This window comes from Novilysobacter selenitireducens (assembly GCF_020026895.1).
GTDB classification, from domain to species: domain Bacteria; phylum Pseudomonadota; class Gammaproteobacteria; order Xanthomonadales; family Xanthomonadaceae; genus Lysobacter_C; species Lysobacter_C selenitireducens.
Genome location: NZ_JAINZW010000001.1, coordinates 420,919 through 443,884 on the forward strand (window position 1 = coordinate 420,919; position 22,966 = coordinate 443,884).

20 protein-coding genes are annotated in these 22,966 nt (G+C 68.2%); 9 read left to right on the top strand and 11 right to left on the bottom strand.

Annotated features, from left to right (window positions below; translation table 11 throughout):
• Positions 1 to 303: 303 nt before the first annotated feature.
• From K6753_RS01825 to K6753_RS01835, 3 genes are all read right to left on the bottom strand, one after another.
• Positions 304 to 777 (bottom strand): beta/alpha barrel domain-containing protein, encoded by a 474-nt coding sequence (locus tag K6753_RS01825; protein WP_223674470.1) that lies wholly within the window; start codon positions 775 to 777, stop codon positions 304 to 306.
• A gap of 173 nt (positions 778 to 950) precedes the next feature.
• Positions 951 to 1,889 carry an HNH endonuclease gene (locus tag K6753_RS01830; protein WP_223674471.1) on the bottom strand — a complete coding sequence of 313 codons (939 nt, stop codon included), beginning with the start codon at positions 1,887 to 1,889 and terminating at the stop codon, positions 951 to 953.
• 186 nt (positions 1,890 to 2,075) lie between these two features.
• On the bottom strand, positions 2,076 to 2,270 hold the full coding sequence (locus tag K6753_RS01835; protein ID WP_223674472.1) for a hypothetical protein: 195 nt from the start codon (positions 2,268 to 2,270) through the stop codon (positions 2,076 to 2,078).
• A 318-nt stretch (positions 2,271 to 2,588) separates the two neighbouring features.
• Between K6753_RS01835 and K6753_RS01840 the strand changes: the two genes are divergently transcribed.
• Together K6753_RS01840 and K6753_RS01845 are read left to right on the top strand one after the other, a co-directional pair.
• Positions 2,589 to 3,392, top strand: a complete 804-nt coding sequence (locus tag K6753_RS01840) for a hypothetical protein (protein ID WP_223674473.1) — start codon at positions 2,589 to 2,591, stop codon at positions 3,390 to 3,392.
• Between the two features lie 250 nt (positions 3,393 to 3,642).
• Complete coding sequence (locus tag K6753_RS01845; RefSeq protein WP_223674474.1) at positions 3,643 to 4,110, top strand: hypothetical protein; 468 nt, start codon at positions 3,643 to 3,645, stop codon at positions 4,108 to 4,110.
• Between the two features lie 31 nt (positions 4,111 to 4,141).
• Here the strand turns inward: K6753_RS01845 and K6753_RS01850 are convergent, their stop codons facing one another.
• On the bottom strand, positions 4,142 to 5,095 hold the full coding sequence (locus K6753_RS01850; RefSeq protein ID WP_223674475.1) for an SOS response-associated peptidase family protein: 954 nt from the start codon (positions 5,093 to 5,095) through the stop codon (positions 4,142 to 4,144).
• A 594-nt stretch (positions 5,096 to 5,689) separates the two neighbouring features.
• Between K6753_RS01850 and K6753_RS01855 the strand changes: the two genes are divergently transcribed.
• Positions 5,690 to 6,208 carry a hypothetical protein gene (locus tag K6753_RS01855; RefSeq protein ID WP_223674476.1) on the top strand — a complete coding sequence of 173 codons (519 nt, stop codon included), beginning with the start codon at positions 5,690 to 5,692 and terminating at the stop codon, positions 6,206 to 6,208.
• 191 nt (positions 6,209 to 6,399) lie between these two features.
• On the opposite strand, the gene K6753_RS01860 is transcribed toward K6753_RS01855, so the two are convergent.
• The 3 genes from K6753_RS01860 to K6753_RS01870 form a co-directional block, all read right to left on the bottom strand.
• Entirely contained in the window at positions 6,400 to 7,953 is a 1,554-nt protein-coding gene (locus K6753_RS01860) for a tetratricopeptide repeat protein (protein WP_223674477.1), read from the bottom strand.
• Between the two features lie 965 nt (positions 7,954 to 8,918).
• Entirely contained in the window at positions 8,919 to 9,617 is a 699-nt protein-coding gene (locus tag K6753_RS01865) for a DUF3313 family protein (RefSeq protein WP_223674478.1), read from the bottom strand.
• 120 nt (positions 9,618 to 9,737) lie between these two features.
• Entirely contained in the window at positions 9,738 to 11,627 is a 1,890-nt protein-coding gene (locus K6753_RS01870; protein WP_223674479.1) for a transglycosylase domain-containing protein, read from the bottom strand.
• 175 nt (positions 11,628 to 11,802) lie between these two features.
• Here K6753_RS01870 and K6753_RS01875 point away from each other — a divergent pair, with 175 nt between their 5' ends.
• The gene (locus tag K6753_RS01875) at positions 11,803 to 12,075 is read left to right on the top strand and encodes a hypothetical protein (protein ID WP_223674480.1); all 273 of its coding nucleotides are present in this window, start codon (positions 11,803 to 11,805) and stop codon (positions 12,073 to 12,075) included.
• A gap of 188 nt (positions 12,076 to 12,263) precedes the next feature.
• Entirely contained in the window at positions 12,264 to 12,458 is a 195-nt protein-coding gene (locus K6753_RS01880) for an oxidoreductase-like domain-containing protein (RefSeq protein WP_223674481.1), read from the top strand.
• A gap of 21 nt (positions 12,459 to 12,479) precedes the next feature.
• Here the strand turns inward: K6753_RS01880 and K6753_RS01885 are convergent, their stop codons facing one another.
• From K6753_RS01885 to K6753_RS01900, 4 genes are all read right to left on the bottom strand, one after another.
• Positions 12,480 to 14,219 carry an XVIPCD domain-containing protein gene (locus K6753_RS01885; protein WP_223674482.1) on the bottom strand — a complete coding sequence of 580 codons (1,740 nt, stop codon included), beginning with the start codon at positions 14,217 to 14,219 and terminating at the stop codon, positions 12,480 to 12,482.
• A 23-nt stretch (positions 14,220 to 14,242) separates the two neighbouring features.
• Entirely contained in the window at positions 14,243 to 14,698 is a 456-nt protein-coding gene (locus K6753_RS01890) for a hypothetical protein (RefSeq protein ID WP_223674483.1), read from the bottom strand.
• Between the two features lie 272 nt (positions 14,699 to 14,970).
• Positions 14,971 to 15,870 (bottom strand): CPBP family intramembrane glutamic endopeptidase, encoded by a 900-nt coding sequence (locus tag K6753_RS01895; RefSeq protein WP_223674484.1) that lies wholly within the window; start codon positions 15,868 to 15,870, stop codon positions 14,971 to 14,973.
• Between the two features lie 72 nt (positions 15,871 to 15,942).
• Positions 15,943 to 16,446 (bottom strand): MarR family winged helix-turn-helix transcriptional regulator, encoded by a 504-nt coding sequence (locus tag K6753_RS01900; protein WP_223674485.1) that lies wholly within the window; start codon positions 16,444 to 16,446, stop codon positions 15,943 to 15,945.
• Between the two features lie 183 nt (positions 16,447 to 16,629).
• Between K6753_RS01900 and K6753_RS01905 the strand changes: the two genes are divergently transcribed.
• The 4 genes from K6753_RS01905 to K6753_RS01920 all read left to right on the top strand — a co-directional run bounded on the left by K6753_RS01905 (position 16,630) and on the right by K6753_RS01920 (position 22,906).
• Entirely contained in the window at positions 16,630 to 18,489 is a 1,860-nt protein-coding gene (locus K6753_RS01905) for a DUF885 domain-containing protein (RefSeq protein WP_223674486.1), read from the top strand.
• A gap of 165 nt (positions 18,490 to 18,654) precedes the next feature.
• Positions 18,655 to 20,235 carry a BCCT family transporter gene (locus K6753_RS01910; protein ID WP_223674487.1) on the top strand — a complete coding sequence of 527 codons (1,581 nt, stop codon included), beginning with the start codon at positions 18,655 to 18,657 and terminating at the stop codon, positions 20,233 to 20,235.
• 50 nt (positions 20,236 to 20,285) lie between these two features.
• Positions 20,286 to 20,732: a peptide-methionine (R)-S-oxide reductase MsrB gene (gene msrB / locus K6753_RS01915; protein ID WP_223674488.1), complete on the top strand. Its 447-nt coding sequence runs from the start codon at positions 20,286 to 20,288 to the stop codon at positions 20,730 to 20,732.
• Between the two features lie 98 nt (positions 20,733 to 20,830).
• The gene (locus tag K6753_RS01920) at positions 20,831 to 22,906 is read left to right on the top strand and encodes a S9 family peptidase (RefSeq protein WP_425492039.1); all 2,076 of its coding nucleotides are present in this window, start codon (positions 20,831 to 20,833) and stop codon (positions 22,904 to 22,906) included.
• Positions 22,907 to 22,966: the final 60 nt, after the last annotated feature.

Here is a 22,966-nt window from a genome sequence, read left to right on the forward strand (position 1 = left end):
CGCTTGGGCTGCCAACCGCTCGACTGAGGCATCGCTGCTCGGCCCTGACAGTCCGAACCTCAAAGGTGAGAGGTTGTGCCCCGGCTTCGAGGCGGATTGGCCTTTCGGTCAAGCTCCAAGCCTCATACGTCAGGCTCGTGTGCCACTGCCTTGAGGTAATCCGTTTCACGCGAGACCTTCCGAGCCTCAACGCCAAGGCAAAAAGCCTCACCCCCGAAGCAAAAAGCCTGACGGATGAGGCTGTTGCACCTCACCCGCCAGGCTCCAACACTCAACGGCGACGCTTCGGGCGTCGCGGGTGACTCATTCGGCCAGGGCGGCCTCCGGTTCGGGGGCGCGGGTGCCCTTGGCGAAGCGGGCCGACAGCTCGCGGCGGGCGCCCTTCAGTGCTTCGCCCTTGCCCGAGACCTTGAGCAGGGCGTAGCCCTCCAGCGCGACGCCGATGATGTCGCTGCCCAGGGCCATCTCGGTGTCGTCGCCGCGCTCCAGCAACTGCCGCAACTGGATCAGCCGCGGCCGCAGCGCGTCCAACGCCACCAGGTCGGCCTGCGCCTCGGCTAGCCCCAGGTTGGGCGGCACCATCTGCGGGTTGGTCGCCAGCAGCGCCAGCGTCTGCCGGCAGAAGGTCTCGGACTTGTCGCCCATTTTGTAGAGGTCACGGCGCTGCGCCGGCTGTAGCGCAATCATCGGCGCGAACACGCGGCGCAGGGTCTCCAGCGCGCCATCCAGGTCGGCCAGGTCCTGCTCGGACAGGGTGAGGGAAATGAGGTTTTGCATTGCAGTGTCCTTACGTTCCATTTGCGAGCCCGGCAATGCCAGAACGGCTGGGCCGGGCGGTCCATGCTCCGCCGCATTCCGTGCGGGCGGGTGCCACAAGCCGACACGTCGGCGATGGAGCGGCGCGGAGTTTCGCAGAGGTGGCTCCAGCACGCCACCGGCAACACTAAGTGTCAGCTCGCTTTAGCCGCGAATGCAGCGCGGTGGTGATGCAGGAAGGCTGACTGCTCGGGGCGGAAGTGCTCGACCTTTGTCGATGTGGAAATCGACCACCGCGAAAGCACGTCATTACTCAGGCCCGGGTGCATCAGCATCCGGCCATCGTCCTCGAAGGAGATCAAACGCTCATCGAACAAGGCATCGACGTGCGGCGACAGCATGATCCCGTTGAAGCCGTTGATGCGCTCGGAATTGGTCGAGTCTCTCCAAGGCTTGATGTGGCTGGCAATGAGGAGGCGAGCATCCTCTACGCCGGTCACGCGACACCGCGGGTCCAGCGTCATGACACGATTTCGGAACAACCCTTGCCCCACGCGCGCTTTCGTGAGCTGTATGCGCTGCGTCTCCGGAATCGACGGGTCGCCTTCGATGCGGTGTAGGTCTTCCAACACCTGCGCGTTGGGTTGTGCGACCGCAACTTGCTGGGTGAACTCCGGCTGCGCCTCAACCCCTAGAAGTGCAAGCAGCGTATGACCGAGTGCATCAGACACTCCGGCGAGGTAGCAGCCTTGATTCCCGTCGCCGTTCTTCTGGATGGGCGAGTACTTGGATGGGAGCAACGGAGCGATAGTGCCAATGTGCTCCTTAGGTCGAAGCGGGCTTGGAGCGGGACTGAAGTACACGCTGACCAGCCAACCGTCGTCTGACCAGTAGTCACCCACATTTCCGAATTCGGTCGGCTTCGGGCTGGCCGTCGCCGCATCGACGACCTGGCCGACCGCGCCAATTCGACCATTGGCATACGAAAAGACGATGTCGCCCGGCCGGACGTACTTCATGTTTTCGTACGTCTGGTTGAACGCGCCGTTCGCGTTGCGCATGGGCGACCACAGATAGCCGCCACTAACCTCGTGGTCGCGTGTCTGCTTGTGGTTAACCCACCAAAAGGCCATGCCGGACCCCTCCCCGGCGGCCAGGATAGCGCCAATGCGCTAACTGGCGTCGCAGCCGGCCGTAGCCCTGCTAAGCGTCACTCACCGGATAGCAAAGCCAGGGTAACCCGGGTAAGCGCAGCGCACCCGGGACTCTGTCTCTTAGGAACCCGGGTGCGGCCGATGGCCTTACCCGGGCTACCGCGCTCAATGCCGGCCGCGTGCGTCCGCGCGCTTCTGGCGAGGGGTGCGAAGGATTCCCCGGTTGGTGCGTCGGTCGTAGCCGCTTGAGTTGCTGCCGGACGAGAACACGGACTTCAGGAGGCCTGCGGGGCCCCCGGACTTGGCGAGCGCTCGGGTCACGGCGTATCCAATGGCGAGTTTCATCAGCGAACGGATCATGGACAGGTGTCTCCTCTCATAGCGGCCGGGCGCAGGAATGCGCTCCCGTGCCACGAGTGTCCACCGCGGTGGGTCAACGCCTGGTTCATGCGCGCCGACGGTGTTCATCAAACCGCGGATCGCGCTGTGCTCGCCCGCCGACTGCATGCCCTGGGCCACGCTGACCTGCAGGGGTTGTGTGCCGGGCCTCTGCCGGACACGCCCCACCACACCGGCAGGCGCGGCCACCGGGCTGCATCCATCCCCGCCCCGGAGGCGTAACTGGTCGCGACGTTGCCCCCGCAACGTGCCCACCCCAACCAAAGAGGAGCACCCCCCATGAAGTGCAATCTGCTGCTCGCTGCCGGCCTGTCGCTGACCGGCCTGTCGCTGGCGTTTTCCGCCCCGGCGTCCGCCGCCGGCCCCGAGCAGGGCCGCTGGTCGTTCTCGCTGCTGGGCGGCATCGACATGCCGGTCGACGGCGACGTGCACGACGGCGCCGTCGCTACGGTCCCGGACCTGGGCCCGCTGAACCCGGCGCTGGCCGGCGTCGACGCGGAGCTGCGCATCGGCGCGCGCAGCCACGACCGCATCTACGGCGATGCCACCGCGTACGGGCTGGAGTTCGTCTACGGGCTGAGCGACCGCGCCGAGGTGTTCGGCCAGCTGCGCGAGATGCATGCCGACGAGGGCAGGGTGCAGGTCGGCGGCGCGTTCGTGCCCGCACTCAACACCGAGCTGCCCGTCTTCGGCACCTTCAGCGACTACGAGGCTTGGAGCGCCGAGGTCGGCTACCGCTACTACTTCAGGCAGCCCGGCGGCGTGCGTCCGTTCATCGCCGGCCGCGTGGGCGCAACCGAAACCGAAGAGATCCGCGCGACGTTCGAGATTCCGGATGCCGACATCGCCATCAACGACGTGCCGTTTACGGACAAGGGCTGGGTGGTGAGCGCCGGCGTGGACGTCGGCGTGCTGTTCCCCGTGGGCGAGCGCTTCAGCCTGGTCGCGCAGACCGGCGTGCAGTACATCGACGACCTCGACGGCGACGACAGCGCGATCGGCGGCCTGGGCCTGGGGTCGATCAACGACACCGGCAGCCGCGTGTCGGTCCCGGTATCGCTGCTGGCGCGCTGGGACTTCTGAGCGACGCGAAAAACGCCGTGCCTGACGGAGGCCCGCACGTCGTGCGGGCCTTTTTGCGTGCGGCTCCAGCAATGGGGAGGCCAGCAACGGGGTCGGGTTCACTGGCCCGGGCACGGCCTGCCTTTAGGCAGGCCGCCTTCCGGCAGGGGGCGGCCGCGCGCGGGTGTCCGACACTGGCGCGCCCATGGCTGGGCGCGCGCAACACCGCGTGCGCCGGTCCCGCCAGCACCCGTTCTGCCCGGAGAAAACGATGATGCGACGCCTGATCCTGCTCGCCCTGGCCACTGCCCTCGCCGCGGCTTCAGCCCATGCGGCGCCGCCGGCGGCGTCACTCTCCATCACCTGCGACGCAGGCGGCGAGGTGGCGGGCGCGGAGGCGCCCAACCTTCACGGCAACTGGGACTTCCTGATGGTCCCGGGGGGCGCACCGAGCTTCGGCGTCATGTCGATCGGTTTCGTCGGCGACCAGTACGGCGGCGCGCTGGTGCCCGTGAGGACCGCCCCGGTCGTCCTCCGCAACATCACCCTGGCCGGCGATCGCATCCGCATGGTGGTTGCCTCCGCCGAGGGCGATGTGCATTTCGACGGCAGGCTTTCGGCCAAGGGCGACTACATGTGCGGCACCGTGACGTACCACGGCGGCGCGACGTTCCCGATGGTGGCGCAGAAGCGGCCGTCCACGTACCGGTCGCAGCCGCAGGCCGAGCGCGCGCGCTGAGCCATCGACGGGGCAGCACGGGCACGCCGCGCTATGCAGCCAGGCGATGCCCGTAATACGGCCGCTCGCGGTCATCGAGGATGGCGTACTGCGCGGCCAGGTTGGACGGGTCCGGGTTGAGCCAGGTGTCCAGGTACTCGGGCTTGATCGGGATGATGCAGCGGTCGTGGCCGGCGGCCGCGACCTCCGGCGGCGGGTCGTCGGTGATGGCCGCGAACGACAACAACTCCTCGCCGTCCGGGCCGGTCCAGTGCGACCACAGGCACGCCACCAGCATGTCCTGCGGCGGGTCGGGCCGGAACTCCAGCACGACGGTCGATTCCTTCTCGCCCGGTTCCAGCGAGCGGCCTTCGGCGGCGTGCCGCGGCACGTGCTCGTGGAAGGCGGTCAACACCGCAACGCCGTGGGTGTGGCCGAACTGATCGCGCCAGAACCCCTCCAGGTTGTCGCGCCGCGCGTTGTAGGTGCCCGGGTACTTGCGGTCGTAGTCGGCCGGCTTGCCGCGGGGCCGGCACTGATAGCGCATCGGCTTGATCACGCGCTCGCCGCGCTCCACCACCATCACCGGCGCGTAGTAGCCGGGGTAGATGCGGGCATCGTCGTCGCCTGGCGGGCGCTTGAGTTCGGCCAGCCGCGCCTGCGCACGGGCGATCTTCGACGTGGCGATGCGCTGGTCGTCGGCGGCCTTCTTCGTGGGCTTGTCGCCGGCCAGGATGCGCTCGGCCTTGGCCAGCCGCGTGCGCTGGGCGAACAGTTCCTGCTCCAGCCGCGTGGCTTCGGCTGACGCGTGTGCATGGATCAGCGGGTGCAGCTCGGCGGTGGCGGGGTCATCCAGGAAAGCCGCGTCCAACGCGCGCGGCACCTTGGCCTTGCCGTCCTGCTGGCGCAGCCAGTACAGGCGGTAGAAGTCCTTGATGTCGATGGTCGCGCCGTAGCGTCGGACGAACTTGGTGTAGTCCGCGCGGATCTGGGCCGAGTAGCACATGGCGGCAGGCAGGCTGGGGGCGGAGCGACAGGGTACGCCCGCGGGTCGCACGGGCTGCGAACGTCGGTGCTGCGAACAACGGGGTCAGCTTCACCTGGGCGCTTGGGATGCCAGCCTCCTCGTCGAGGAACACGCGCTTGGCTGTGAGAGTGCGAGCGTCGTCGGGGAGACGTTGAGCCTTTGCGGCTAGCTCTTCCGCTCTCGGGGTCAGCTTCAACTGTCAGCCGTCAGGCGCGTCCGCTGCCCCCTTGGGGCAATTTTCCTCGCGACCTTCCGAGCTTCAGCACTGAGGCAGCAGGCCGGTCTCGGGCGTGTCGCCCATCTTGTACTACTCGCGCCGCTGCGCAGTCCGCTGCGCAAACAAGGGCGAAAACACACGGCGCGAGATCGAAAGCCCGACACCAAGGTGGGTGGGGCTACGCAACACGAAGTGCACATGCCGAACGCTGTTCGCCGCGCCAGCGACTGAGAGTCCACTGTCTGGAAAGACGAGAAACGGCGCGCTTGCGGCGTCGCGATGCTCTGTGGCCTACTCGCGCCGCGGGCGAGGCCCGCTGGATAAAACGGACGTTCAAAAACTACGGAGAGTTAAGGATGAAAAGCAAAGTCGCTGCCGGTTTCTTTTCGGTACTCGCGTTGTGCACTGCAATGGATGCCTCCAAGGACGCGCATGCGTGGAAGCCTGAGGCACCTTTTTGCTACTACAACTGCGGTCTACCGCTTGGTGAGCTGAGTGCAAAGAACAACCCTGTCGTTGTCCCGGCAGGAAGCGCCACGGGGAGCGTGACCCTGGAGTGGGAATGGGACTGGCACTTCGGCCCGCCGATGTTCCCGTTGGCGTGTATCTATGTTCGCGCCAATGCCGAGCCCAACTACCGCGTCTTCCAGTGCGAGTGGCCGGGTAACAAGCACTACTCCACGGCTCCATGGATTGCGCCTGGGTCGATGTACACCTTCGTGCTCTCGCCCTATGTGGGCGACACCGTGGGCTACCAGGGCGTGTACCCGTTGCCCAATACCCACCCAGTGGACGTCGTCGGTGTGAGGAGCAGTGGCGGTGGCGGTGGCGGTGGCGGTGGCGGTGGTGGTGGTGGCAGTACGGTGATCAACTGATCTAGCTGCACCAAAGTCGTTGCTCTTGGGTCAGTCCAAGAGCAACGACGCTGACCATGGCAGGCATTCTGGATTCATGCGCTGCACGCGGCGAGAGTCAGAGCGCTTGCACTGCCTTTTGCCAAGGACGACAAGGCCGTTGCCGCTCCTGACCACAATCCTTGTTGAGCGGGGCGCACCCCGGTAAGGATTCAGTCGATACCCGTGACGTCAAACACTCCGGGCCGAAGCACCCGACCCACTTGCGCGATGGCGGCCTGCACGTCGGGCCTTGCGAGCAGCGTGGCGCGGTTCGCCTCCAGCGCGGCATTGGCCGGCAGCGGCACGGGCGTACGGAACTGCTGCACGGACTCCAGCGCCTGCGCGCGCGTCGCGGGGTCCTCGAGTGACCGGACCAGCTCGGTCGCGGCGCGCTCGATGTCGCTTGCGCGCAGCAGCTCGGCGACCACGATCTCGCGCGAGTCCGCGCGCTGGTCGTACAGGTAGGCGAGCGCCTGTGCGGCCCCCGCTGCATCGTCCAGCTGCAGGGCCGCGCAATGGCGCACGGCGGTCTGCACCATGAGGCCGTAGCCGCTCATGTCGGAGACGGGCTCGATCACGCGCAGCGCATCGGCAGGGCGCCCGACCTCGCACAGGAATGAGCCCAGGTTGAGCCGCTGGCTGACGTTGTCCCCGCCGTTCTCGCTGAGTTTGCCCGCGTACTCCAACTGCGCGGCCGCTTCGTCGAAGCGGCCGGCGCGGCGCAGCGCAATCGCTTTGTTGTTGAGTACCCAGATGCGCTCGTCGAAAGCGAGGAACCCGCTGGGATCTTCGGCGGATTCGATGGCCGCAAGTACAGCTTCTGACTCGGTCAGTGCCTCCGCGTCACGGCCCGCCACCAGCAGCGCGGTGCCCAGGTCCGCGGCCAGGTCGATCCGCTCGGGCTGTTCCGCGCGCAGCGCGCGCAGGCGCTCGACCTCGGCGGCGGCAGCGGCTTCGGGCGAGGGGAGCTGCTCGACGGCGGTGATCAGCGGGTCGAAGCGCAGGTCGCTGCGGATCTTCACGATGGCAAGCGGGTCGCCGATGCCTGCGATCACCGAAGCCGCGCGGTCGCGGTCGTCCCTGGCCAGGTGCAGCAGGGCGAGTTCGCGCCAGATATCGTCGACGCCGCGTCCGTTGTCGTTCCAGCCGGCATCGAACAACGCGTCCATCAGCGCCACGCGATCCTCGGCGAGGGGCTCTCCGCGTACCAGCAGGTCGGTCATCAGCATGCGGTCGAGGTTGTTGACCAGCGAGGGCCAGCGTTTGACGAACGCCACCATCTGCTGCGACGCGCGGCTGCGGTAGCCGAGTTGCAGCTCGAGGATGGCCAGCCGGTACCAGTCGTCCGGGTCGTTGCCATCGGCGGCGGTGGCCGCCCGCATCAACTCGGCCGCGCGCGCCGTGTCGTCGTCTTCCCACGCCAGTACGGCGTTCATCGAGAGCAGTTCGCGCTGATGTGCTGGCTGCAGGGTCGAAAACACCGGATCCACCACCACCGCATCCAGGACCTGCCGCGCGGCCTCCGGCTCGCCCTGATCCGCATGCGTGAGCGCGCGCCGGATCCTGGCGTACAGGTCGCCCAGCGGACCGCTCGGTGGTGACTGCGTCACGCCCAGCGGCGGCGCGGGCGGCGCGCTGGGTTGAACTGTAGCGAGCGCATAGGAACACATGACACTGCCCGCGATGAGGGCAAGGGCCCGGGTGCAGCGATCCAGCATGGTCATCCCCCTGTGCGCGACGTGGTGCGCGCAGCGCGATGGTGCAATACACCGGCGCGTTGCGCGAGTCGGCTCAGATGCAGTGGCCCAGTCGTGGACCCCGTCCCACCACGCGCAGCGCGCATCGGCGTGCCGCCGGAGTTTCTTTCGCTCGGACCAGCGTCCCGGCGGACGGTGGACCTGCGCTGGCCGGTATTCGTCAACCCGAAACTCGCGCAAGGGGCCGAATGATGGTTTCATTCCAGTCCGAGGTGTCCGCTGGGGAGCAGGCACCTGGGGGCACGATCGCAACAGGCGTGGGATGCGCTGACAGGCGCGTCCGCGACAATCAAAACAGGGGCAATCCAATGAGAAAGGGTTTCGTGGCGGCGCTGCTGCTGGCGGCGGAACGCACCCAGGCCCTGCTGCTCCGGATCGGCGGATCGATCGCTTCGCGGAGGGTGCTAGCGGCACTGGCCTGGACGGTAATGCGCCGGCGGGCTTGGGGGCACCGCAATTCGCCACAGGGGCAGGCCGCAGCGGCGGACGGTGGATCTGGCAGGGCTCGACTGGGTGGATGTGGCGCGGCTTTCAGGGGGCGGGATTCGCGGCTGTAGCCGCTCCTACAAGTGTCTTGGCGATGGAGCATGGCGGCGGGGTGGGCGGCTGCAACAGGCATCACGCTCGTGGCTTACGTCGCTCCTACGAAAGGCGCGGTCGAGAGTGGTGCGATGGATGGGGCCGGCTTCACCTGTAGGAGCGACGTGAGTCGCGACCGCGCCACTACGTCTGCGACGAATGGCCGTGATTTCTGTAGGAGCGGCTTCAGCCGCGATCGGGGTGTGGCGCGGGTTTCATGGGGCGGCGTTCGCGGCTGAAGTCGCTCCTACAGGTGGGGCGGTTCTCGCATGCAGTGGATATCGGTCTGAGTCGGGATACCGGTCGCGACTTACGTCGCTCCTACAGGGGACCGCTGTTGAGACGGGCCGCCGTCAGCGGCGGTGGGCTGCGTCGAGGTGCTTGCGCAGCTTGCGTGCCCAGTCCTTCAGGATGTCGTTCATCGCGGCCTGGTTGGTGACGCGGTTCGCGCGCTGTCCCATGCCACCGAAGGAGTCATCGGCTTGCGCGTCCATGATCCGCGCCAGCAGGGTGTTGGTCGTGGGATCCCACAGTTCCAGGTAGAGCGTCATCTGGCCGGCGGAGTTCACGATGGCGGTCCTGACATCGGAGGTCATCAGGTCCGGCGCGGTCACCTGCAGGTTGAGGATCGCCGGCCGCAGGACCAGCACGTCGGGCGCTGCCGACTCCACCACCTGGTAGCCGCCGTCCTTTTGCAGTTCCTCGGTGAAGACCTTCTTGAACGCCGCGGCGACGTCGGCTTTTGCGCGGTCCATGTGCCGCGTAGAGACGCGGCCCTGCACGCCCATGACGTTGGCGTTGTAGTCGCGTTGCCAGTCCTCGGAGAACTCGACGAGCGTATCCAGGATGACCACGCGGTCGTACTGGTCGAAGGTCGCGCCGGGCTTCAGGTAGACCAGGCGCGCGTCCTTGCTCGTCTGCAGTTGCAGGCCTTCCTCGGTGACCTGGGGGGCGGGTGCCTGCGCCCGCAGGCCGCCGACGCCTCCCAAGGCCAGGCCCGCCAGCAGGCAGCACGCAATCGCAAGCGGCGTCAGTGATCGTGCCAAGTCCATGGGTGCGGTTCCGCGGTCGGGTTGGGCGATGCCGGGTCACCCGGCCACGCCTGGGCATGCTTGCCCTCACCAACGCGGCGAGTGTGGAAAAGGGGACGGGCGCCGCCGGCCGTTGTTGCGTCATCGTCCGAACCAGCGCCTGCGCCACTTCTTCCACCGCGACTGCGGCGCCGCGCGTTCCCGCACCTCGCGTGGCGCGCCCAGAGCCCGTGCGCCGATGGCCGGGCCGGTGAACTGCGCCCACATGCGGGCGGGCAGGCCGCCGCCGGTGACGCCATCCATCGGGGTGCCGTCGTCGTTGCCCACCCACACGCCCACGGCCAGGTCGCCGGCCAAGCCGATGAACAGGGCATCGCGGTGGTCCTGCGTGGTGCCGGTCTTGCCGAAGGCCGGTTGCGACAGGCGCGCGGCGCGGGCGGTGCCGTCGTTGACCGCGGCTTCCAGCAGCTGCAGCAGGGCGACGCGTTCTTCGTCCTCCAGCACGGTGTCGCCGCCGTGGTCCTTGGCGTCGGGGTGCTGCACGCCGTGCGGGATGACCGGCGCGGTGGGCGAACCCAGCGCGGCGTAGGCGGCGGTGAGTTCCATCAGGTTGGTTTCCGACACGCCCAGCGCCAGCATCGGGTCGTCCTTCAGCTCGCTCTGGACGCCCAGGTCGCGCGCGGCACGGATCACGGCGCGCGGACCGATCTGCTCGGCCAGGCGCACGGCCACCACGTTGCTGGACTGCGCGAACGCCTGGCGCAGCGTGATGGGGCCGCTGTAGTCGTCGTTGTAGTTGCTGGGCGACCAGTCGCCGATCGTCAGCGGCGTGTCGTCGACCACGGTGTCCAGCGTCATGCCGTCGCGCAATGCGGCCAGGTACACGAACAACTTAAACGTAGAGCCGGGCTGGCGCTGTGCCTGGGTGGCGCGGTTGAAGGCGCTTTCCTTGTAGTCGCCGCCGCCGACCATGGCCACCACCTCGCCGTTGGTGCGCATGGCCACCAGCGCGGCCTGCCCGACGCCGTCGCGCGCGCCGCTGCGCAGGGCATCGCGCACCACGCGCTCGGCCAAGGACTGCAGCCGCGGGTCCAGCGTGGTCGGCACTTCCACCTCGCCGTATTCGGCGTCGAACACCGCCTTGGCCTGCGGCGACACCCAGTCGGCGAAGTACGTGCCCACCGGCAGCGGGTCGCGCCCCATGCGCAGGCGCGCGGGGCGGGCGTCTTCGGCCTCCTCCTGCGTGATCGCGCCGTGGTCGACCATGGCCTGCAGCACCACGCGGGCGCGCTCGCGGGCGCCGTCCAGGTTGTCGGTGGGCGCCAGCGTGGACGGCGCCTTGATCATGCCGGCCAGCATCGCCGCCTCGCCGAGCGACAGGTCCTCGGGCGCGCGGTCGAAGTAGTGCCGCGCAGCGGCGCGCAGGCCGTAAACGCCGTCGCCCAGGTAGATGCTGCTCAGGTACCGCGACAGGATCTCGTCCTTGTCCAGTCGCAGCTCCAGCCACAGCGCGATCAGCGCCTCCTGGAACTTGCGCCGGAAGGTGCGCTCCGATTCCAGGAACGAGGTCTTGGCCAGCTGCTGGGTAATGGTGCTGCCGCCCTGCTGGATCTCGCCGGCCTCGGCGTTGTGCCGCGCCGCGCGCGCCACGCCGCGCAGGTCGATGCCGAAGTGCTGGCGGAAGCGGCGGTCCTCGATGGCGAGCACCGCGTTGACCACATGCGGCGGCAACTCGCGCGCATCCACGGGCTCGTCCTTCAGCGCCCCGCGTCGTGCGAACGGCGTGCCCTCGGTGTCGACCAGCACCAGCGTCGCCTCAGGCAGCGGTTCCAACGCCCGCGACACGGGCAAAGCCCAGCTCAGCCAGGTGAACACGAGCAGCAGCGCCGCCGCCACGACGCCGGCGGCGCGCCACGGGTGTGCGCGCATCCAGGCACGCAGGCGCTGAGTACGGGTGCGTGGTTGTGCGGGCGTGGGTGAAGCAGGTGCGCCGTCTTCGGCGAAATCGGGCGCGTCGACAATTTCATTCATCCGCGGATTGTCGACGGCAGGGTGGCATCGGATGCGTGAAGCGCAAGGCGCGTCCGCAATGCAAGGCGTGCATATCGCATGGTGGTCACGGCAGCTTTGCGATCCTTGCATGGCGTCGGTCGGCAGTGCCATGCCTGCACGCACGGCCGGCGGTCATTCGTACGGGAGATCCCCCATGACCAAGTCCAGTGATACCTCCACCGGTGCCGCCGCCCGCAGCCAGGGCGAGGCCAGCGGCCAGAAGGCCGGGCTGCGGCAGCCCGCCGACGACAACCGCATTGAAGACAGGCTCGAGAACGTCGACCTGGAGTCGCGCGGCGCCAAGGTGAACGACCATCTGCGCGACAAGCGTGGCAAGGGCGTGGCCGGCGAGTACGACGATTCCATCGACCACGACGCCGACGAACGCTACGTGCAGGACAACGCCGCCGAACGTCCAAAGCAGTAGCGCCGGACCCTTGCAGGAGCGACGTAAGTCGCGACCACGCCACCCCGGCTGCGACGAACACCTGTAGGAGCGGCTTCAGCCGCGAACCCCGCTCCCTGCAACCCGCGCCGCATCCGGATCGCGACTGAAGCCGCTCCTACAGAAGCCAGCTTCTTGAAACAGCCGGCCGGCAACCCGACGTTCGGTTCGTGACCAACACCCCCGACCCGCGACCGGTTCCGCCGGAGAAGCCGCTGCCGACCGACTGCTGCGGCAGCGGCTGCGCGGTGTGCGTCAACGACGCCTACCAGGAAGAGCTGGACGACCACGAGGCGCGTCTGGCGGCATGGCGGGCACGCAATCCGGCGGTCGACCACGACGGCGGGGCGGGCGCCGAGGAGTAGCCGGCCGAGGGCCGCAGCAGTCTATCCAGCTATCCGATGGCCCTGGTACGGCCGCGCCAAGAGCGGCAGGCCAGCGAGCCCGGTTACCCGACCAGCATGCGCGCGGCTTCGCGCTCGACCTGCACCGTTTCGCTGGCGCGGGTGGCCGGAGGGTTGCCGGGCACCCACCTCCAACTGCGCGAGCGAGGCCTCGACTGGCGCGGCCACCGCATCCTGCGTACGCATGTGCCCGACCCGGCGGGCCGGATCGCCCAGGTCGCCCTGGATCACGAACACGTTGGCGCCGGCAGACAGCGCATCGGTCTGCGCGCTCAACACCACGTGGTCGATGCGCGTCAGACCCCGCGCCTGCGCAAGTGCCGCAAGGCTGGCACTCATGCGCTCGCTGGCGTCGTCGGGCGTCCGGCCCAGGTCGCGGTCCAGCCGATGGACGCCGGCGCGCGCTTGGTTCAGTAGCGGATGGCTGGATGATCCAAGCGGCGAGCCGCTGATCCCCGGCAGGGAAGGTGCGGCTGATTCGCCGAGGTCCACGCTGATGCGACGTGCATCGGTCCCGGCGGGTCGCAGCACGGGAGCGGTGGGATCGACGTGCAACAGCGTGCGCGTTTGACGTTCGGCGTCTTCGAACAGGTCGACGATGCCGTTGCGATGCCGCGCGCGTGAGAGGTCATCGCGCGACACCGCGGACCACGCCCCATCGACGTGCCGCGCGCCATGGCCCTCCAGGTTCCACAGCACGAGGTCGTCGCCCGACGCGTAGAGCCCCGCCGTCGGCGGGTTGCCGTTCTCCGGCCGCGGTCGGCCCCACGCGTAGGCACCGCCCTCGTCCAGCGCGGCGATCAACCGCGGTGCCTGTGCCGGCTGCAGGAACAGGTTCTTCACCGCCGTGTACTGATGCGGGAGGTCGGGCTTCCCGGGCTGCTGGTGGAGCTGCGTCGGGTTGACCAGCGGGTCGGCGACCACGGCGCTCCATGCATCGGCCAGCGGGCTGCGCGGATCGGCGTTGCGCAGGGCGACCAGGACTTCGGCGGCGTGCGAAGTGTGGACGCGGCCCGACTCGACGTAATCGGTTCGGATGTCGGCTCTGCGGAGGGTATCGATTGCAGTGTTGACTGCGTCAACCGAGTCCAGCCGCCCCTGATCCATACCCTGCAGGATTCGGGGCGTCCACTTACTGCCACTCTGGTTCTGCAGCTTCATGACAACGGCGGCCAATCGAACCTGGTCGTCAGTGGATGACTCCTGGTAGAGCGTCGTTTCCACCAGGTGCGGTGCTACACCGGAAATGAGCCTGTCGATCTGTGCGACATCCCGGGCATGCACAAAGGAGATCCCCTCGTCGCTCTGAAGGTAGGCGTTGAGGCGATCCAATGCTTCGGCGTTGGGAGGGCGTCCCTTGTCCGCACTGATCGCCCTGCCGGTACGTGCCAAGTCCGCTGTCAGCTGTTGCTCGCTGGTGCTAGAGAGCACCCACGATGGGTGGTGCTCGCGTGCCCACGACTGGAAGCTGGAAACCAGTTCGCCGGCAACAGCGGGATGTTGTCCGAGGTCGGTTTGCAGTGTGCCCAGCGAGAATCCGCTGTTGCCGAGCGGTTCCATCACGCCCCGGCGAATGTTGCCCGCAAAGGAAAGACGATGAGACACATCACGACCACCGAATCCGCCTTCCGAACCCAGGCCGATCGCGAAGTAGGCGATCGCGCGGAGCTCGTTCTCGGTGGGGCTGCCTGTGACTTGCGTCTGTGTACGGGGAGGTGTCATCCTTGACTCCTGTGGTGGGTGGGTTAGTCGACGTCCTCTGGGCAGGTCGGTGATTCAAGTGGTACCGAGTCGCTGCGCTCTAGCGTGACGTACAGGCGGTGGCCGCTCTTGCCCCAGCCGCGATACCACTGCAGTGCACCGTCATGCAGCATGAAGTAGTCCGACCACTCGCCGAATGCCGGGCACTCGTCATCTAGGCCGTCGGGGGCGTCGGTGCAGAAGCGCGCTTCAAGCCGTTGGCCTTCGATGCGGCCTTCCATCTGACCCGATTGGCCGCGCCCGCGGCGTCCATCTCCATCGTCCCACGTGCCTTTGATTCCGTTGCTGTCCTCAACGAGCTGCAGGCTGGCCATGTGCTGCCAGCCGCATTGTTCGGAATAGGACCAGTCACCCGCGAAGCCAGAGGGTGAGGGCGTCGCCGCCGTAGCGCAGGAAGAAGTAAGCGCGGCAAAGGCCAGCGCCATGAGCATCCGTGTCATGCGTGTCATCCGTGATCGAGCAAGAGCGGGCTTTATATCCGATGCGGGGCGTCCTGCCAAAGGCAACTGCGGTGGAAGCACAGCGGGCACTCCCTTTGACCGTCATTCCCGCGAAGGCGGGAATCAATGGACGTATGGGCCTGCCCCTTGGTCACACGTTGACGGGTTTGCGCCACGTCAGTCTCCATGGATTCCCGCCTTCGCGGGAATGACGGTCGGGGTTTTCCGGCCAACCGGCAAGCAGCGATCGCACGCGGCGATCAGGGCTGCTCCTACGTAGCAGGGTGAACAGCGACCGCGTCGGCGGCTGGCTCCACCGGCGCTCGTGCAGGCGGGGTCGCCAGCCCTTTCCACCGCCACAGAAGGCCGATCAGCAGCAGGTCGACGAAGATCCCGAACACGCTGGCCTCCGGGCCGAACTCGCCGCCGCTGAGCCATTGCGGTGCGCCCTGGAAGACCGGCTGCCACCAGCCCGGGTGCTCGGTCCCGCTGACGCCGAAGCCGAACACGTAACCCTGCGCCCAGTTCCAGCCCAGGTGGATGCCGATCGGGAGCGCGAGGCTCCGCGTGCGAAGGTATGCCAGACCGAGCAGGACGGCGGCCAGGCCCAGTTCGATGCTCGCGACGACCTTCGTGGCGTCATCCATCCCTGGGTTGTCCCAGTGGCCGATCGCAAACAGCAACGCAAAGGCAAGCTGGGCGACCCAGATGCCGGCGCCGGCCACCAGGCGTTGGAACAGGAACCCGCGGAACAGCGTCTCCTCGAACAGCGACACGAACAGGAACACGTACAGGCCATAGGCCAGCGCGAGCCCGCTGCGCTGTGGGTCGAGGTGCAGGGTGACGCCGCCGAACATCCGGATCAGCAGCACGGCCAGCAGCAGCGACCCGACGCCCAGCGCCAGGCCCAACGCCGCTTGCCGGAACCACGGCCGGCCGAGCTGGAAGCCGACGCTCGACAACGGTTCCTTGCGCAGGCGCAACACGGCCCACGTCGCCAGCAGGATGAAGAGGAACGGCATCGGCTCCAGCCATGCATCGGTCAGTCCCAGATCGCGCAGCCCGCGTGTCACCGGCCCATAGGCGAAACGGGTCAGGACGACGAAGCCGATGAAGATGAGCATCCACCAGCCATTACGCAGGCGGTGGTCGGTGCCTCGCAGGAGGTTCATGTCGATATCCCTGTCGGTGGTGCGGTCGTGGCGTTGCGCTTCGGTCGAGGCGGGCGGGACGACATCGGCGCGTCAGCGCCCGAGGCCTTGATCCATCTTCTGCAGCAACGTCGCGAGCGCGGCGCGCTCGCGCGCCGTCAGCCCCGCGACGGCGTCGTTGGCTTCCTCGAACCGGGCGACGATGGCCCGGTCGATCAGCCGTACGCCGGCGGGCGTGAGGCCGGCGGACGTGGAGCGGCGGTCGTGGGGGTTGTTGCGGCGCGCTATGAGGCCGTTGCCTTCCAGTCGGTCCAGGCATGCGGTCATGGCGCCGGACGTGATCAGCACGGACTCGCGCAGCTCGGTCGGCGTCAGGCGGTAGGGCTTGCCGCTGCGTCGCAGCGTGGCCAGGACGTCCAGGTCGGTGTAGTGCAGGCCCAGCGCCTTGAGCGCGCCATTGGCTCGCGCCTCCAGCCGGCGGCCTAGGCTGAGGATGCGGCCGACCACGGCCATCGCTTCGACGTCCAGGTCCGGTCGCTCGCGGCGCCAGTCCGCCAGCAGGCCTTCGACCTTGTCGTTGTCATCCGATGATTGCATGTGCGTGTCCCGTGGAGCGTGGCATGCAATCTCGACGAAAAGTATCTTGGCGTCAAGACAAACTGGTGGCATATGACGCGGCCGGGCGGCCACCGTGCCTTTCGGCATGGCTGCACATGCCCGGCCCCTGCGGCATGATCGGCGTTCCCGGGGGCGCCGCTCCCGTCTGCCTCCGGAGTGCCCATGCGCCGTGTCCTAGTCCTCTCCGCCCTGTCCCTGGCCCTGCTGACCGCGTGCTCGACGGTCCCGCCGTCCGCCGCCACCGCCCCGGCCACCGAATCCACCCAGGCCGTCGCCGCCTCCGAGGACGCGCGCCTCAACGCGTGGTTCGAGCGCAAGTACGAGGAGGAGCTGCAGTTCAGCCCGATCCAGATGACGTTCCTGGGCCGCAAGGACCGCTACTCCGAGCTCGACGACATGTCGCGCGAAGCCGCCGACCGCCAGCTGGCATGGCGCGAGGCCGCGGTGGAGGAGATGCGCTCCAGCTTCGACTACGACGCCTTGAGCGATGCCGCCAAGCTGTCGTACGACCTGTACGAGTACCAGTTGGCCGCGGCGCAGGCCGCGCATCCGTTCGCCGACCACGGTTATCCGTTCGAGCAGATGGGCGGCATGCAGTCGCAGATGCCGACCTTCATGATCAACTTCCACAAGGTGGAAGAGGAATCCGATTACACCGCCTACGTCGCGCGCCTGCGCCAGGTACCGCGCGCCTTCGGGCAGCTGATGGACCAGGTCAAGCGCTCGGCCGAGCTGGGCATCCGCCCGCCGCGCTTCGCGCATGAGGGCGTCATCGACCAGGGCACCAAGGTCGTCACCGGCGCGCCGTTCACCGATGGCGACGACAGCGCGCTGTGGGCCGACGCACAGGCCAAGGCCGACGCACTGGTGAAGGCCGGCAAGATCGACGAGGCGCGCGCGACCGAGCTGAAGGCCGAGGCCCGCGCGGCGCTGGTCGAGGCGGTGAAGCCGGCCTACGACGGCGTCATCAACTGGTTCAAGGCCGACATGCCCAACGCCGCAGTCAACCCGACCGGCGTCGGCACGCGCCACCCCAACGGTGCGGCGTACTACGCACAGCGCCTGAAGGCATCGACGACCACCGACCTGACTGCCGACCAGGTGCACCAGATCGGCCTGGACGAGGTCGCGCGCATCCGCGGCGAGATGGAAGCGCTGAAGGACCGGGTCGGCTTCGAAGGCGACCTGCAGGCGTTCTTCAAGTTCATCGCCACCGACCCGCAGTTCAAGTACCCCAACACCGACGCCGGCCGCCAGGCCTATATCGACGACGCCACCAAGGCGATCGCCACGATCAAGCAGCAGCTGCCGAACTACTTCGGCCTGTTGCCGAAGGCCGACCTCGTGGTCAAGCGCGTGGAGCCGTTCCGCGAAGTCGACGGCGCGGCGCAGCACTACTACCCGAGCACGCCGGATGGCAGCCGCCCGGGCGTGTACTACGCGCACCTCTCGGACATGAACGCGATGCCCAAGCCTGAGCTGGAGGTAATCGCGTACCACGAGGGCCTGCCGGGCCACCACATGCAGATCGCCATCGCGCAGGAGCTGGAAGGCGTGCCGGAGTTCCGCAAGCAGGCCGGCTTCACCGCGTACTCGGAAGGCTGGGGCCTGTACTCGGAATGGCTGGCGCGCGAGATGCCCGGCACCTACACCGACCCGTACTCCGAGTACGGCCGCCTGACCTCGGAGATGTGGCGCGCGATCCGCCTTGTGGTGGACACTGGCATCCACGCCAAGGGCTGGACGCAGGACCAGGCGATCGCCTTCATGTCCGAGAACAGCTCGATCCCCAAGCAGGCGGTGGAGGCGGAAATCCGCCGCTACATCACTTGGCCGGGCCAGGCGACGGCCTACAAGATCGGCATGATCAAGATCCAGGAACTGCGCGCGAAGGCTGAAGCCGAACTCGGCGACGGCTTCGACATCCGCGGCTTCCACGACGCCATCCTCGGCGGCGGCGCCCTGCCGCTGGACCTGCTGGAGCGTCGCATCGACCAGTGGATCGAGGAAGAGCGGGCGTAACCGCCTGCTGCACGTACCGCCTGAAGGCGGTGCGGATACTACGAAGGCCCGGCGACCGCCGGGCCTTCTTTCTTTGTCGCCAATCTTTCGTCACGACGGAGACGGGGCAGCATCCGAAAAGCCCGGCACGTAGGATGGCCGGCGGACACACCACGGAGCCCGCCCATGGTCTTTCGCATCTCGGTGACGTTGCTGGTGTTGCTGGTGCTGGGTGCGGTCATCGCGCCCGAAGCGTTCGGTGCCTTGAGCGCGCAGGTGCAGGCGGCGACGCTGGCGCGGGCCGGGTGGCTGTACCTGGTGATCGTGTTCGGGGTGCTGGCGTTCCTGGTGTACCTGGCGATCGGGCGGTTGGGGTCGCTGCGCATCGGCGGCGATGACGCCGAGCCGGAATTCTCGCGGCGCTCGTGGTTCGCGATGCTGTTTTCGGCCGGCATGGGCATCGGCCTGGTGTTCTGGGGCGCGGCCGAGCCGCTGTCGCACTTCAAGAGTCCGCCGGAAGGGCTGGAAGGCGGCACCACGCAGGCGGCATCGGCGGCGATGCGCTATGCGTTCTTCCACTGGGGCCTGCATCCGTGGGCGATCTACGCGCTGGTCGGCCTGGGCATGGCGTGGTTCCAGTTCAACCGCGGCTCGCGCGGGCTGGTCAGCGACCTGCTGGCGCCATTGATCGGCCGGCATGCGCAGGGCGCGGCCGGTACCGCGATCGACGTGCTCGCGGTGGTGGCGACCGCAGTGGGCGTGGCGACCACGCTGGGCTTTGGCGCCGCGCAGATCGCCGCAGGGCTGCAGCGCGTGGCGGGTGCGCCCGATGGCGTGGCCACGCAGCTGGTGGTGATTGCGGTGGCATTCGTGCTGTACATGGCGTCCTCGGCCACGGGGCTTGAGCGCGGCATCAAGTGGCTGTCCAATCTCAACATGGCGGCCGCCGCGTTGCTGCTCGCGCTGGTGCTGGTGCTGGGGCCGACGGCGTTCCTGTTCGAGACGCTGACCACCACGCTGGGCAGCTACCTCAACCTGCTGCCGTCGATGAGCCTGCGCATGACGCCGTTCTCGCAGCGCAGCTGGGTCGGCGACTGGACGATCTTCTACTGGGCCTGGTGGATGGCGTGGGCGCCGTTCGTGGGCGCGTTCTTCGCGCGCATCTCCTACGGCCGCACCGTGCGCGAGTTCGTGCTCGGCGTGGTCGCGGGCCCGGCGCTGGTGAGCTTCATCTGGTTCGCGGTGTTCGGCGGCGCGACGCTGTATGCGCAGATGTTCGGCGGCGCCGACCTGCTGGGCGAGCTGGAACGCGGCTACCAGCACGTGCTGTTCGCGCTTTTCGACACGCTGCCGTGGGCCACCGTGCTGGCGTGGGTGGCGATCGTGCTGCTGATGAGCTTCTTCGTGACCTCGGCCGATTCGGCGACCCTGGTGCTGGCGAGCATGTCCAGCGAGGCGGCGGGCGATCCGACGCTGCTGCGCAAGATGGTCTGGGGCGTGCTGCAGGCGGCCATCGCGGTCGCGCTGTTGCTGGCCGGCGGGCTGGAAGCGCTGCAGTCGATGGTGATCGTGGCGGCGCTGCCGTTCGCGCTGCTGCTGGCCGCGGCCGTGGTGTCGCTGCACCGCGTGCTGGCCGAAGCGCGCGCCGCGCACGACCGCGAGGACCGTGAGCTGCACCGCGCCGAGAAGCGCTGGCTGGAGCGCGAACGCGGCCAGCAGGAGGCCGGCGGGTCGGCGTCGGACGTGCATCGGGGCCCCACCGATTGAGTTCGACGGCGCGGCCCACACTTCAGTTTTCCCCGTCCAGGAGATGTCCCGTGTCGAACTACCGCAAGGACCCCGACGCCATCGCCCGCCTCACGCCCGAGCAGTTCCGCGTCACCCAGCAGAGCGGCACCGAGCGGCCCGGCACCGGCGAATACCTGGCCAACAAGGCGCCGGGCATCTACGTCGACATCGTGTCGGGCGAGCCGCTGTTCGCCTCCAGCGACAAGTACGAGTCCGGCTGCGGCTGGCCCAGCTTCACCAAGCCGATCGAGCCGGCGCACGTCAACGAGCTGCGCGACACCACCCACGGCATGGTCCGCACCGAGGTGCGCTCGAAGCACGGCGACAGCCACCTGGGCCACGTCTTCCCGGACGGTCCGCCCGACCGCGGCGGGCTGCGCTACTGCATCAACTCCGCGTCACTGCGCTTCGTGCCGCGCGAGGAAATGGAGGCGCAGGGCTACGGGGCCTACCTGGACCAGGTCGAAGGGACATAGCCGCACCCCCGGCCGACACTGGAGGCCCCCCGCGGTTCGGTGCTTTACTGTGACGCCGGTCTCGTCCGAGGCCGCGCCACCGACTTTGGGGAGCTTCCATGCAACGAATGCACGCACCGCTGGCCGCCGCAACCGGCCTGGTCCTGGCCCTGTCCATTTCCTCCGCGCTGGCGCAGACGCCGCCGAGCGCCGCCGACCGCATCGGCGACACCGAGCTGATCCCGCGTGAAGCCCTGTTCGGCAATCCCGAGCGCGCGCTGGTGATGATCAGCCCCGACGGCAAGACACTCAGCTGGATCGCGCCGGTCAACGGCGTGATGAACGTCTGGGTCGCGCCGGCCGACAACCCGGCGCAGGCGCGCGCGGTCACCGACGACGACGCGCGCGGCATCCGCCGCTACTTCTGGTCCTACCTGCCCGACACGCTGCTGTACCTGCGCGACACCGGCGGCGACGAGGACTTCCACCTCTACAGCGTCAACATCGCCACCGGCCAGACGCGCGACCTCACGCCGTTCCCGAAGACCACCGCCCAGGTGGTCGGCGCCAGCCACTCGCAGCCGGGCACCATCCTGGTCGGCATGAACGACCGCGACCCCAAGTGGCACGACCTGTACAAGGTCGACCTGGCCACCGGCGAGCGCACGCTGGTGGAGAAGAACGACGACGAGATCGGTGGCTACCTGGCCGATGACAGCTACACCGTGCGCTACGCGACGCGCTCGCGGCCCGATGGCGGCTCCGACATCCTGCAGCCCGACGGCAACGGCGGCTGGACCAAGTACTCGGACATCCCGTTCGAGGATTCGCTGACCACGCAGCCCGCCGGCCTGACCACCGACGGCCAGACGCTGTACATGCTGGATTCGCGCGGCCGCGATACCGCGGCGCTGTACGCGGTCGATGTGGCTTCGGGCGAGAAGTCGCTGGTGCTGGAAGACGCGCGCGCCGACGTTGGCGATGCGCTGCAGCACCCGCAGACCGGCAAGGTGCAGGCCGTTGGCGTGAACTACCTGCGCGAGGAGTGGCAGGCGGTCGACCCGGCGATTGCCGATGACCTGGCGAAGCTCGAAGCCATCGGCCCGGGCGAGGTCGGCGTCAACTCGCGTACGCACGACGATCGCACGTGGATCGTCACGTACTCGGCCGCCGAGACGCCGGTGGTCTACTACCGCTACGACCGCGCCGAGGGCGGCACGCTGACCAAGCTGTTCTCCGCGCGCCCGGCGCTGGACGGCAAGCCGCTGGTACCGCAGTGGCCGCTGGAAATCACCTCGCGCGACGGCAAGACGCTGGTCAGCTACCTCACCTTGCCCAAGAGCGCCGACACCGACAACGATGGCAAGGCCGATGCCACTGTGCCGATGGTGCTGTTCGTGCACGGCGGCCCCTGGGCGCGCGACACCTACGGTTACAGCCCCTACGCGCAGTGGCTGGCCAATCGCGGCTACGCATCCCTGGCGGTCAACTTCCGCGGCTCCACCGGCTTCGGCAAGGCCTTCACCAATGCCGGCAACGGCGAGTGGGGCAAGAAGATGCACGACGACCTGCTGGACGCGGTCGAGTGGGCGGTCGACAACGGCGTCACCACCTCCGACCAGGTGGCGATCATGGGCGGCAGCTACGGCGGCTACGCCACGCTGGCGGGCCTGACCTTTACCCCGGACGCGTTCGCATGCGGCGTCGACATCGTCGGCCCGTCCAACCTCAACACGCTGCTGTCGACGGTGCCGCCCTACTGGGCCAGCTTCTACGAGCAGCTGGCCAAGCGCATGGGCGACCCGCGCACCGAGGAAGGCCGCGCGTGGCTGGTCGAGCGTTCCCCGCTCACCCGCGCCGATGCCATCAAGAAGCCGTTGCTGATCGGCCAGGGCGCCAACGACCCGCGCGTGAAGCAGGCCGAGTCCGACCAGATCGTCGAGGCGATGACCGCCAACGACATCCCGGTGACGTACGTGCTGTTCCCCGACGAAGGCCACGGCTTCGCGCGGCCGGAGAACAGCAAGGCGTTCAACGCGGTGACCGAGGGCTTCCTCGCGCAATGCCTGGGCGGCCGCGCCGAGCCCATCGGCAATGACTTCGCCGGCTCCAGCATCAGTGTCCCCACCGGCGCCGACGGCGTGCCGGGCCTGGCCGAAGCGCTGGAAGGCCACGAGCAGTCGATCAGGAAGTGACCGGCTGACGTTCCATGCTGACGTGAAACGCCCGGCTTCGGCCGGGCGTTTCGTTTCGGC

What these genes read in the sequence shown, in the direction of transcription:
- K6753_RS01890 (WP_223674483.1), bottom strand. Translation starts at nt 14,698, where the DNA reads ATGACACGGATGCTCATGGCGCTGGCCTTTGCCGCGCTTACTTCTTCC.
- K6753_RS01875 (WP_223674480.1), top strand. Translation starts at nt 11,803, where the DNA reads ATGACCAAGTCCAGTGATACCTCCACCGGTGCCGCCGCCCGCAGCCAG.
- K6753_RS01895 (WP_223674484.1), bottom strand. Translation starts at nt 15,870, where the DNA reads ATGAACCTCCTGCGAGGCACCGACCACCGCCTGCGTAATGGCTGGTGG.
- K6753_RS01840 (WP_223674473.1), top strand. Translation starts at nt 2,589, where the DNA reads ATGAAGTGCAATCTGCTGCTCGCTGCCGGCCTGTCGCTGACCGGCCTG.
- K6753_RS01850 (WP_223674475.1), bottom strand. Translation starts at nt 5,095, where the DNA reads ATGTGCTACTCGGCCCAGATCCGCGCGGACTACACCAAGTTCGTCCGA.
- K6753_RS01855 (WP_223674476.1), top strand. Translation starts at nt 5,690, where the DNA reads ATGAAAAGCAAAGTCGCTGCCGGTTTCTTTTCGGTACTCGCGTTGTGC.
- K6753_RS01835 (WP_223674472.1), bottom strand. Translation starts at nt 2,270, where the DNA reads ATGATCCGTTCGCTGATGAAACTCGCCATTGGATACGCCGTGACCCGA.
- K6753_RS01870 (WP_223674479.1), bottom strand. Translation starts at nt 11,627, where the DNA reads ATGAATGAAATTGTCGACGCGCCCGATTTCGCCGAAGACGGCGCACCT.
- K6753_RS01830 (WP_223674471.1), bottom strand. Translation starts at nt 1,889, where the DNA reads ATGGCCTTTTGGTGGGTTAACCACAAGCAGACACGCGACCACGAGGTT.
- K6753_RS01905 (WP_223674486.1), top strand. Translation starts at nt 16,630, where the DNA reads ATGCGCCGTGTCCTAGTCCTCTCCGCCCTGTCCCTGGCCCTGCTGACC.
- K6753_RS01920 (WP_425492039.1), top strand. Translation starts at nt 20,831, where the DNA reads ATGCAACGAATGCACGCACCGCTGGCCGCCGCAACCGGCCTGGTCCTG.
- K6753_RS01900 (WP_223674485.1), bottom strand. Translation starts at nt 16,446, where the DNA reads ATGCAATCATCGGATGACAACGACAAGGTCGAAGGCCTGCTGGCGGAC.
- K6753_RS01860 (WP_223674477.1), bottom strand. Translation starts at nt 7,953, where the DNA reads ATGACCATGCTGGATCGCTGCACCCGGGCCCTTGCCCTCATCGCGGGC.
- K6753_RS01910 (WP_223674487.1), top strand. Translation starts at nt 18,655, where the DNA reads ATGGTCTTTCGCATCTCGGTGACGTTGCTGGTGTTGCTGGTGCTGGGT.
- K6753_RS01885 (WP_223674482.1), bottom strand. Translation starts at nt 14,219, where the DNA reads ATGACACCTCCCCGTACACAGACGCAAGTCACAGGCAGCCCCACCGAG.
- K6753_RS01845 (WP_223674474.1), top strand. Translation starts at nt 3,643, where the DNA reads ATGATGCGACGCCTGATCCTGCTCGCCCTGGCCACTGCCCTCGCCGCG.
- K6753_RS01825 (WP_223674470.1), bottom strand. Translation starts at nt 777, where the DNA reads ATGCAAAACCTCATTTCCCTCACCCTGTCCGAGCAGGACCTGGCCGAC.
- K6753_RS01865 (WP_223674478.1), bottom strand. Translation starts at nt 9,617, where the DNA reads ATGGACTTGGCACGATCACTGACGCCGCTTGCGATTGCGTGCTGCCTG.